General features: G+C 46.0%; 3 protein-coding genes and 4 pseudogenes. 6 read left to right on the top strand and 1 reads right to left on the bottom strand.

Annotated features, from left to right (window positions below; translation table 11 throughout):
* Positions 1–308 precede the first annotated feature (308 nt).
* A pseudogene (locus tag A8140_RS24600) lies at positions 309–666 on the top strand (LuxR C-terminal-related transcriptional regulator); the annotation flags it as partial.
* A 90-nt stretch (positions 667–756) separates the two neighbouring features.
* Here the strand turns inward: A8140_RS24600 and A8140_RS24595 are convergent.
* A pseudogene (locus A8140_RS24595) lies at positions 757–3,165 on the bottom strand (beta-mannosidase).
* 293 nt (positions 3,166–3,458) lie between these two features.
* Here A8140_RS24595 and A8140_RS24590 point away from each other — a divergent pair.
* The 5 genes and pseudogenes from A8140_RS24590 to A8140_RS24570 all read left to right on the top strand — a co-directional run bounded on the left by A8140_RS24590 (position 3,459) and on the right by A8140_RS24570 (position 11,471).
* Positions 3,459–5,040, top strand: a pseudogene (locus A8140_RS24590) (BCCT family transporter).
* Positions 5,041–5,568: 528 nt separating this feature from the next.
* Positions 5,569–6,227, top strand: a pseudogene (locus A8140_RS24585) (HAD family hydrolase).
* Positions 6,228–6,401: 174 nt separating this feature from the next.
* On the top strand, positions 6,402–7,058 hold the full coding sequence (locus A8140_RS24580) for a TetR/AcrR family transcriptional regulator (RefSeq protein ID WP_033000153.1): 657 nt from the start codon (positions 6,402–6,404) through the stop codon (positions 7,056–7,058).
* Positions 7,045–8,373: an efflux RND transporter periplasmic adaptor subunit gene (locus A8140_RS24575; protein WP_005531816.1), complete on the top strand. Its 1,329-nt coding sequence runs from the start codon at positions 7,045–7,047 to the stop codon at positions 8,371–8,373. The genes A8140_RS24580 and A8140_RS24575 overlap by 14 nt, the downstream gene beginning before the upstream one ends.
* Entirely contained in the window at positions 8,370–11,471 is a 3,102-nt protein-coding gene (locus tag A8140_RS24570) for an efflux RND transporter permease subunit (RefSeq protein WP_005531813.1), read from the top strand. Before A8140_RS24575 ends, A8140_RS24570 begins: the two co-directional genes overlap by 4 nt.
* The last annotated feature ends 154 nt before the right edge of the window (positions 11,472–11,625 follow it).

Genomic DNA, 11,625 nt, shown 5'->3' with positions numbered 1-11,625 from the left:
TGAGGTCTGAATTTAGGATTCTCAGCTTATGGCATTTAGGACGGTCGATTTTGAAGTTTTTGGTCTCAGATATCCTTCACGTAATGGGCAATGCCATCATCCATTTTCCGGTTCATGAGCCCGTGATTAAACAACTTTTATTCGACATTTTCATACGGGATTTTACCACCATTCACGTTTTTTAAAGCATGGAGTGAGGAAAAATGCCCATTTTTATCATCTTGCACTTGAACAACGGTAGGCTTCCCTATTTGGAGATTGATAACAAGAATAGACGGGGATAGGGGAGATGAAGGGCCTTAATTCAAAATCTGAAAGGCTTATTCTATTTTGAAGATGACTTCGACAAGGTAATCAGAGGTTTAAAAGGGATATTGAGCGGAGAGAATTGGCTCTCCCGAGACATCCTCAACCGATTAGTTGGCTATCTCGTTAACTTAAATCACACCGTTACTGAGCTGGATACGAAACTCGAAATTGAGCTTACTCGCCGAGAAATGCAGGTTCTGACAGCCCTTTGCCAAGGGGGCTCAAATCTTTGATATTGCAGACTCACTGTTTGTCAGCGAGCACACGGTGAAATCCCATCTCTATAGCATTTTCCGCAAACTGGAAGTGAAGAATCGCATGCAGGCGATTGCGTGGGCAAAGCGTAATCTGTTTTGACACCTTAACTCTAAAACACAAAGGGAGCACGGAGGCCCCTTTCATGATGTTGCCGCTATCTATCTCAACATTAGTCTATGACAGTAATTTTTATTGCATCAAATGGTAGACGCGTAGCGATTCCGCCATCGTTGCTAAGTCTTCACCCAAGAACTCAACCGTAACAGGTTGGTTTGCCAATAGCGTGATGCTTGAATCGTCAAAGCGTCCTGCGGTATCACATTCCAGATGAACAAAAAACGCCGGCTTATCGGCAATAAGTGTGACTTTGTTGGCTTCAATCGTTACTTCAATATTTGCTCTTTCCATCGGTAGTGTTTTTAGTTCATGAGAGCTAAACCAAGTGTTGGTGATTCTCTCCTGTCCTACTTGTGCTTCCACGTAGAAGAAACCGATTTCAATTCAGATGAATCAAATGCCTCATCCAACTGCCAAACCACGGTGTTGCTGTCACTGGAAACGGTGCGCTCTAACGACCAAGTTTGTTTCACTTCACCCTGCCAGCTCACCCAATGCAATTGCGCACTCACACCAAGTGATTCTTTGGCGTCATTTAACAAGTGAAGACTCAACTTGCCAGTATGCTCCGAGAACACCAAGTACTGCGGCGCAAAGAAGCGTTTCGCATGGTAATGCAATTGCTTCCAACGGCCGCTGTACTCCAAGCTAGACCATGAACTCACGGGCCAGTTGTCGTTAAGTTGCCAATACAGCATGCCACGACATACTGGGGAGATCGCGCGCCAATGGTCGCAAGCGGTTTTTGATTGCCATCGCCTGTTGCACTTGGGCTGAGGTACAGCATTTGCTCAAAGCCGGAAGGGAAACGGAAATAGCGAGTAAACATCTCCGTGATGATACTGTTACCGCGCGGGTTCTTTTGGTGCTGTTCAAATGTTGGTGAGGTGACGTTCCAGTCTTGTTCTGGTACGAACTGTTTTGCTTCAGCAAACGAAGGCCAAGATTGGAAGCCAAACTCGGAGCAGAACCTCGGATTGATGTTTAGATAAGCGTTAAACGACTTACCTGAGTGCCAAACATCCCAGAAATGCATGTCGCCTTTACTGTCATCGTGCCACGCATCGCCAAAATCCAGCTCGCCGTTACAAGGCGAGCTTGGCCAAAATCGACGTGAATCGTCCTGCTGACCAATGACTTGTTCGATCATTCGATTCAGACGATCGTAGTTCACTGTGTATTTGACTTTGTTGTGCTTGGGTTCGTCGTACCAACCAATTGCACCAATCACTTCGTTATCACCACACCACAGTGCAATCGACGGGTGCTCTTTCAAACGTGGAATTTGGAATCGCAGCTCTTGCTCCACATCTTTCAAGAAATCAACATCAGATGGATACAGCGAGCAAGCGAACATCATGTCTTGCCAAACCAACAGACCTAATTCATCACAAAGGTTGTAGAAAGTTTCGCTCTCATACTGGCCGCCACCCCAGACTCGAATCATGTTCATATTGGCGTCGACAGCACTTTGCAATAACGCACGATAGCGGCTTTCACACTCACGACCCGGCATTGCATCCACCGGAATCCAGTTTGCGCCTTTGGCATTGATTGGTGTGCCGTTGACAACAAACTCCATCGCCGAGCCATGTTCATCAACTTGGTTTGTTTAAGCTCAACTCTCTCAGACCAATCTTGCGTGATAGCGATTGATCACCACAAGATACTGTCATTGAGTAAAGGTAAGCTTCACCATAGCCCGCAGGCCACCAGCGTTTTGGCTCAGTAATATGGAACTGGCTGTGATAGTGACCACTTCCTTCAGTTTGAATCGATTGGCGCTGACCATCAAATTCGATCGTGATTTCATGAGGTTGAGTATCGGTTTCTACTTCAACTAATACATCAACCAGCACACCGCCGTCAGCTTGCCATTGTTGCTCTGTCGAGAATCCTTTGAGCCACAAATCGTTCACTACATCAATTTGAATCGGGTCATAAATGCCAGACACCATCAAACAAATACCCCAGTCCCACCCCGAGTGACATTGGGTTTTGCGAATCAAGTTCATGTGCGGGATCTGGTTGTTCCCCATCGCCGAAGGAATAGGAAACGGCAATTTCTTCGCACGTTCTCCCTTCTAAATCCACACGGGCAAACTCAACTCGAATCGTGTTAGTGCCCTGTTTTAAGTAAGGTTTAATATTAATGCTTTGCTGGGCAAACATGTTGCTGCAAGTTAGTGCTTGCTCACCATTGATATAAAAGGTCGCTAAGGTGTCTACACGGGTGAGCGTCATCCACACTTGTTTGGCAGAGAGCACAGAACCATCCACATCAAACTCGCGTGAAATGTGCCAATCGCAAGTTTCAATCCAACGAACTTTCGCTTCGTTATCAGCAAAATAGGGATTCGGGATGAGCTCTGCTTGTAATAATGCGGATACATTGTCACCGGGCAAAGTCATAGGAATATCGATATCTGGACGATGTGGCGAGGTAAGCTGCCACGTCCCGTCAAGTTCAATTTGAGCCATAGGGTAAGACCTTTAATTTTTATTAGAACAGGTTGGCTCAATGTAATCCTGAGGTATCCTTACAAGAATAAGGGGAATGTCATTTGCGTATGAAATGCGGCGCATTTCACGCAAATAATCTCATACCATAAATCAGTTATTTACTTTAGAGATCGACAAATTAATCACGATCTGCGGTTATATTGAGCTTCTCAACGTGCTAGTATCAGCGGCTTTTTGATCATCCTCACACTTTTCGAGCTATTGGTGTGAGGGAAATGCACGGCTTCCGAGCCCTAAAAAGCGAAGTAATTATGTCAAATATGACGAACGCCGCCTCTCATACTCCTATTCAGGAGGCAGACTATTCTGCGATCCATCCTCCTTCCATTCTAAAGCGCCTTGAACTCACTAACCCAGTATTCTGGCTAAGTGGTAGCTTCCTCACCGTGTTTGTATTGCTTGCTCTGACGAATACAGACTCTCTGACCGCAATGGTTAACGCAGGCTTCGGATTTGCGACTCAATACTTCGGTGCCTTCTGGCAAGTATTACTCCTTCTAAATTTCCTTATTGGTTTGGCTATTGCGCTTGGTCGTACGGGTTACGTGCGCTTGGGTGGTTTAGCGAAACCGGATATCGATACCTTTAAATGGTTGTCGATCGTACTTTGTACCCTACTCGCGGGTGGCGGTGTTTTCTGGGCTGCAGCTGAGCCTATCGCTCACTTTGTTTCTGCGCCACCGCTATATGGTGAAGCTTCACCAAAAGCTTCTGCAATCAATGCACTTTCTCAGTCTTTCATGCACTGGGGCTTCCTTGCTTGGGCAATCTTAGGTTGTCTTTCTTCTGTGGTTTTGATGCACCTTCACTACGATAAGGGCTTACCACTTAAACCACGTACTCTGCTCTATCCTGTGTTTGGCGACAAGGCCATTAACGGTTGGATTGGTGATATTACAGACGCCTGCAGCATCGTTGCCGTTGCGGCAGGTACCATTGGCCCTATCGGCTTCTTAGGTCTACAGATCAGTTACGCGTTGAACTCGCTATTTGGCTTGCCAGATACCTTCATCACCCAAAGCATGGTGATTGTCGCTGCAATTCTAATGTACACTTTGTCAGCGCTAAGCGGCGTGAGCAAAGGCATTCAGCTTGTTAGCCGTTACAACATCGTGTTGTCTGTGGCTTTGATCGGTTACATCCTCGTTTTCGGGCCAACCAGCTTTATTGTTGATGGTTATGTACAGGGTATTGGCCGCATGGTCGATAACTTCTTCCCAATGGCACTGTATCGTGGTGACACGGAATGGCTAAGTTGGTGGACCGTCTTCTTCTGGGGCTGGTTCATTGGTTATGGCCCGATGATGGCAATCTTTATCGCGCGTATCTCACGTGGCCGTACTATCCGTCAGTTGATCCTGTCTATCAGCATCGCTGCGCCTTTAATCACCTGCTTCTGGTTCAGCATTGTTGGTGGCAGTGGTTTGGCGTTCGAGCTAGAAAACCCAGGTTTGATTTCATCGGCATTTGAGGGCTTTAACTTGCCTGCCGTTCTGCTTGCGATTACTTCTGAGCTGCCTTTCCCAATGGTAATTTCGGTATTGTTCTTGATCCTGACTACGACGTTTATCGTGACAACCGGTGACTCGATGACGTACCATCAGTGTGGTAATGACAGGCTCTACTGAACCCAATGCCGTGATTCGCTCATTCTGGGGCTTAATGATGGGTATCGTGGCTATTGCGCTTATCTCGATGGGCTCAGGTGGTATCTCTGCATTGCAGTCTTTCATCGTGATTACCGCCGTACCAGTGTCTTTCATTCTGCTGCCAAGCATTTGGAAAGCGCCGAGCATCGCGAACCACATGGCGAAAGAGCAAGGTTTGGTTTAACTACATAACCCAAGTCCTTCTCGCCAATTAGATAAGAAAACGGCCCCGACACATAAACTGTGTCGGGGCCGAATATTATGGATTAGATTCGAAAAGCTTTCTTATCCACTTTACCGATGGGGATTCTTTTTGTATTTTTCTTAATGTTCGCCATACGCGAGTGGCGCTATTATCGCTCAAAAAACAAGACTGTATTCAGTACACAATATTGAGATCTGGTTCGAAAGACGCCTTATATCTAAAACAGCCTTGTATCTAGAGCATCTGTAGACCTAGCGCACCAATTTACGTAACGTACAAATGCATCTAAAGCACGCAGTTCGTATAAGTATCACTGTATTGTAGTTGTCTATCGCCAACTCAGACATGATTCAACCCATGACATTGATATTCTGTTTTACAAAAGCCAGAAAAAGTGCCACGAAATCGTCACAGTTTATCGTTAGCATACGTCCCATACTCGTAAACCTCGCTCTATACTGAGCGATACATTCCGTCGACCTCGATTCAAACTGTGAGAAGCCAACTATGTCCAAGCCTTTGTATTTTTGATCTGGATGAAACCTTAATCAACGCTGACTGCGCAATGATTTGGAATGAATTTATGGTTGAGAAAGGGCATCGCCACTGCACCTAACTTTATTGAGGAAGATCAGCGTCTAATGGGCTTGTACACAGAAGGCAAAATGGACATGGAAGATTACCTAACGTTCTCCATGAAGCCGATAAAAAACATGCCTATTGAGCAGGTAGAAGCCATAGTAAAAGAGTGCGTTGAAAACCATATTCTGGCTAAACAGTTCCCTCAAGCCAAGACACTGATTGAACAACTGTCTGGTGATGAGATAGATATGGTCATCATCTCGGCCAGCGTCACTTTTTTGGTTGAAGCGGTTGGTCAACGCATCGGTATTCCTAACGCGCTCGGGATTGACTTAGTGGTGGCTGATAACCGTTATAGCGCAGAGATTGACGGAATCCCTAGTTACCGAGAAGGCAAAGTAACGCGCTTAAAACAGTGGTTAGAAACTCAGCCTGACAATTACTCAGAAATCCATTTCTATACGGATTCAGTCAACGACTTACCACTGTGTGAATACGCAGATTACGCCTATCTGGTCAATCCATGCCCTCGCCTAAAAGAGCACGCCAATAGACCAAATTGGACTGTGTTGAGTTGGGGGTAACCCCATTCAACATCACTTACCCTTAACGAGGCATAAAGAGCAGACCTTACTGCTCTTTTTTGTACCTCTCCCTCACAAATTAATCACTTGATTAAATACTGATTAATTTTCGCATGTCGTATGAGAAACAGCGTCTTATAATTAATCAAATGTTTAATATTTTGAGAGACGATTGTGACGGAAGCTCATCGAAGGGCGGGAAGACCCACAGATAAAATCGACGCACGGGAGAAACTGATTTTCCATGCGCGCGAACTCTTCACTATTATGGCTTACGACAAAGTATCTACTCGCCTGGTCGCGCAGAAAGCAGGCGTGAACGTGGCGATGATTCGCTACTACTTTGGCAACAAAGAGGGCTTGTTCGAGACCATGTTGCGCGAGACGCTGTCACCGATGCAAAAGCAGATGCAGGCATTGATGTCCGACAGTAACGAGCAAAACTTCCTCGATTTAATGCGTACCTACTATCGCGAGATGATCAAAGTGCCACAGTTCCCACGTTTGATTGCTCAAGTCATGCATATGCCTCCTTCAGAAACTCAACGTAAATTACTAGAAAAAGTTTTCGCTGACATCAGCAAACCAATGCAAGGCGTGATCTTTGATAAGTTGATCGATGGTGGTGTTTTGCGAAAAGACGCTGACCCTCAACTTTGTCGCGTCTCTTACATCAGCTTAATGGTGTTTCCTTTTATGGCACCACCAGCACTTCTGGCTATTCACGGTATCGAGCTCTCAGAAGTCTTCTTGAACCGATTATTCGACCACAACATACAACTGATGAAACATGGATTTTTAGATTCGGGCGACCAATATGAAAATGAATAAAAAGCTGCTGTTCTTTCCTGCCCTTGCTGTTGGGGTCGTCATTCTATTTTTGGCGATTAGCCTTAGACCAGATTTGCCCGTCAAGCCCGCAAGTGATCGTGCAAGATTGGTTGAAACAATTCCTCTGGAACTCAAAGCCATCGCACCTGTTGCTATTGGCTTTGGTAAAATCGCACCAAAAGTTGAATGGAAAGCGATAGCCGAAGTATCCGGCAAAGTAGTTTACCGCCACCCGCAACTGGAAAAAGGACAAGTGCTGCAAGCAGGGACGGAAATCTTGCGTATCGATCCTCTCGATTACGAGTTAAAACTGGTTCAAACTCAAGCTGACCTCAAGTCTGCCCAAACCTCTCTGGCAAAGCTGAACCAAGAAGAAGCGAACCTCAAAAGCACCCTCAAGATAGAAGCCAACCGTCTGGTTATCGCCAACAAAGAGCTAGACCGTAAACAAAACCTACGCAAGAAAGGCCTAACTTCCCAATCAGATGTAGACCAACAAGAACAAAGCGCGCTATCTCAACGTAAGGTAGTGCTAGATATCGAAAACCAAATCGGTTTAATGCCGGATGAAAAGCGTGTCGCAGAAGCCCTAGTTAAGGTCAATGCATCAAAAGTCGATGAAGCGAAACGTTCGCTTGATAAAACCATCATTACTTTACCTTACGATCTGCGTATTGCAGAAGTCGAAATTGAGCAAAACCAAGTGGTAAACCTCCAACAGACCATGGTGACCGGACATGGCATTGATGTCATGGAAGTGGAAGCTCAGCTGTCCATTCATGACATGCAAACTTTGGCGGCGAGCATCGGTGAGTTTGTTCGCGACGAGTCCGGTATTCCACAACCTGATATGAATGCAATTCACGCTAACATTGAACTCAACAGCGGTAATCTTTCTGCAAGCTGGTCTGCTAAAGTTGCACGTATCAGTGAGACCGTCGATCCAAGCCAAGCAACTGCTGGTGTGATTCTGGAAATTGAACAAGACTACCGTGCATTAAACCCAACCTCTGCTCCGCCATTGGTGAACGGCATGTTTGTGCGTGCCTTGATTGAGGGGCAAGAGAATCCGAGTTGGGTCATCCCAGAGCGTGCGCTTCATGGCGATAAGATTTACCTGATGGGTGATGACAATCGTCTGCAAGTGGTGACGGTTGAAGTATTATATCGCCGAAATAACCAAGTGGTGATCGATGGCGAATTGGAGCAAGGTCAGAAGCTGATCATCAACGATTTACTGCCTGCGATACACGGCATGCTATTGAAAGAGTCACCAGAACAGTCAGAAGCCACTATTGAGGAATCTGATTCATGATCCGATTCTTCGCCAAGCACCCAACAGCAGCCAACTTGCTGATGCTAACGCTGCTGATATTGGGTATTTCTTCACTTTCCACGATTAAGCGGGAAACCTTTCCTGAGTTTGATCCACCTTACATCCTAGCTGGTGTAGTTTACCCTGGCGCTTCCCCGCAAGAAGTCGAAGAGAGTATTTGTGTCCGAATGGAAGATGCTGTTGATGGTCTTGCTAACATTGAAGAAACGCAATGTGAAGCGATTGAAGGCTCTGCGCGTCTTATCTTAAAACTGAATGAAGAAGCCGATATCGGCCGTATGCTGGTCGACGTTCAAACTCAAATCAACTCGATTAATGACTTTCCACAAGAGATTGAATCACCTGTGGTCCAAGAACTAGATTGGAATGAGCCTGTTGTGGATGTCGCGATCACCGCAGATACCACATGGCCAGAGTTAAAAGCGTATGCGGAACAGCTTAAGCGCACGTTAAAGCTCGACTATGACGTATCTTTGGTTGACGTGGCCGGCTTCTCAGATCACCAATTCAGAGTAGAGCTAGACACTCAAGCTATTCGCCAACTTGGCTTGAGTGTTGGTGATATTGCTGAGCAGATTGGTCGTCAAAACGTTAAGTTGCCAAGTGGTAATGTCGAAACGCCAGATAAGAACTTTCTGATCCGCTTTGACGAACGACGTGTGACGCCAGAAGAGCTTGAGACTATCGTCGTGGGTTCTGGTCCAAATGGATCAATCATCCGTCTAAGAGACATCGCAACGATTACTGATCGATTTGAATTGGACGAACAGAAAGTCCTCTTTGATGGTCACCCTTCTGCCTTACTAAAAGTCAGTAAAAACAAAGAAGACGATGCGCTACGTATCAAGGAACGTGTTGCTCAATTTGTCGAAGAACAACAAGCCATCGCCCCAGACGGTGTGATGCTACAAATGACCAATGATCTTTCATCCGTACTTTGGGATCGCCTGACCATGATGGTCAAAAACGGTTGGCAAGGTATCATTCTGGTCTTCGCCACCATGTGGTTGTTCTTTAGTTTTCGCTACTCTTTTTGGGTCGCGGCTGGTTTGCCCGTTGCCTTCTTAGGTGGGTTATTTTTGATGGCGCAACTTGGCCTGTCCATTAACATCATGTCTTTGGTCGGGTTACTCATGGCCATCGGTATCATGATGGATGATGCCATCGTTATTGCTGAATCGATTGCCGCTCACCTCGACCGAGGAGAAGAGATCGATGATGCGGTAATTAAAGGGGTGAAAAAGGTACTGCCGGGGGTAATTTCTTCCTTCCTAACCACGGTGTGTATTTTCGGTAGCTTGTTATTCCTGCAAGGTGAAATGGGTGCAGTACTTAAAGCGGTACCTCAAGTTCTGATCCTCGTTTTGAGTTTGAGTTTGGTGGAAGCCTTCTTGATCCTACCTAACCACCTTTCTCATTCACTGCATAAACAAAAGCAAGAGCGAAAGACACCCAAGTTCAAACAAAAGCTGCTGGCTTCTTTTGAGAACTTCCGCAACACCACCTTAGTCAACGCAGTCGATAAAGTGGTCGAGTATCGCTATGCCTTTATGGGGGGCGTGGTTGCCTTGCTTCTTATCTCCGCAGCCACGTTAGTAGGTGGTTTACTCAAGTTCCAACCCTTCCCTGAATTGGATGGCGACATTGCAGAAGCGCGCATTATTCTTCCTCCGGGTTCTTCTCTTTCTCAAACGGAAGCTGTCGTCGATAAGATCGTCGCTTCCGCTCAAAAGCTAGATAAAGAATGGACAGAAAAAGTGGAAGACGGCAATCCATTGGTTCTGCACATCACCAGTCAATTCAACGCCAATGCCGACGCGAATGAATCAGGCCCTCACATTGCCACGGTACGTCTGGATTTGCTTGGTGCAGAGAGTCGTAACACACTCATCGATGAATTTATCGATGCATGGCGCGAAGACATTGGTGAACTTGCCGATCCTATCTCACTGGTATTTAAACAACCGACCATGGGCCCGGGTGGACGAGCAATTGAGATTCGAGCGAAGCATGACGATCTGGATGCGCTCAAAGCAGCTTCTATCGACATTCAGCAATACTTGAATGAGTTTGACGGTGTCCATGGTGTGTTGGATGACATGCGTATGGGGAAAGAAGAAGTCTTGGTTAAACTGCGTCCGGGAGCGGAAGCTTATGGGATTAACGGCCAGCTCATCGCTAATCAATTGCGTGCGGCTTTCTTTGGCCAAACCGCAGACGAAATCCAAGTTGGGGTAGAAAACATTTCCATCGAAGTTCGCCTTGATAAAGCACAAGCCGGTGACTTACAGCAATTGGCAAACTTCCCAATTATCTTGTCCGATGGCAGTCAAATTCCACTCGCGACCATTGCGACTTTGGATTTCCAACGTAATTACGTAAGAATCCAGCGCATTGATGGCTTGCGCACTGTGAGCGTATTCGGCGATATCGACAATACGAAAGCCAACTCAACTGCCATTATTCGTCAGTTCCAACAAGATGAAGCGCCAAAGCTTATGCAAAAGTATCCTGGCCTTCGCTTCGATTTTGAAGGCGAAGCCAAAGATACCGCCGAAACTGGCGCATCAATGGGTAAAGGCTTCTTGCTTGGTTTGTTTGGCGTGTTTGCGATTCTGAGTTACCAATTCCGCAGTTATTTGGAACCATTCGTGGTAATGCTTGCGATTCCACTCGCCTTTATTGGCGTGGTATGGGGACACATCCTACTCGGTCACTCATTAAGTATGCCAAGTATGATGGGCTTCGTCTCATTAGCAGGGATTGTGGTGAATGACTCGATTCTGTTAGTTCAATACATACGCCATCATGTGGATGAAGGAGATAATGTACATGACTCGGTAGTCAAAGCCAGTCGGGAGCGCTTTAGAGCAGTATTCCTGACATCAATGACCACTGCAGCAGGTTTGCTTCCGTTACTGACTGAAACCAGCCTGCAAGCACAGGTTATCCAACCACTGGTTATCTCCATCGTGTTTGGTATTTTTGCATCCACTCTGCTGGTGCTGTTTATGATCCCAGCAGCGTATGCCATTTTAGCTGACTTCGGCCTAGTCCATAAGCACGAAGAAATCTAAAACGACTGATAAGTTTGCTTATCAACATAGACAAGAGCGGCTTAGGTCGCTCTTTTTGTTCTCAGCAAATAGCGTTAAAAGCAATACAAATGCTTAACAAACACAGAGTTATTATGTGGCATTAAGTGCAAATATGAAACAGTTAAGAATGCAG

The organism is Vibrio campbellii CAIM 519 = NBRC 15631 = ATCC 25920, assembly GCF_002163755.1.
In the GTDB taxonomy this organism is placed as follows: Bacteria; Pseudomonadota; Gammaproteobacteria; order Enterobacterales; family Vibrionaceae; genus Vibrio; species Vibrio campbellii.
This window is presented reverse-complemented; position numbering and strand designations above follow the sequence as displayed.

What these genes read in the sequence shown, in the direction of transcription:
- A8140_RS24575 (WP_005531816.1), top strand. Translation starts at nt 7,045, where the DNA reads ATGAAAATGAATAAAAAGCTGCTGTTCTTTCCTGCCCTTGCTGTTGGG.
- A8140_RS24570 (WP_005531813.1), top strand. Translation starts at nt 8,370, where the DNA reads ATGATCCGATTCTTCGCCAAGCACCCAACAGCAGCCAACTTGCTGATG.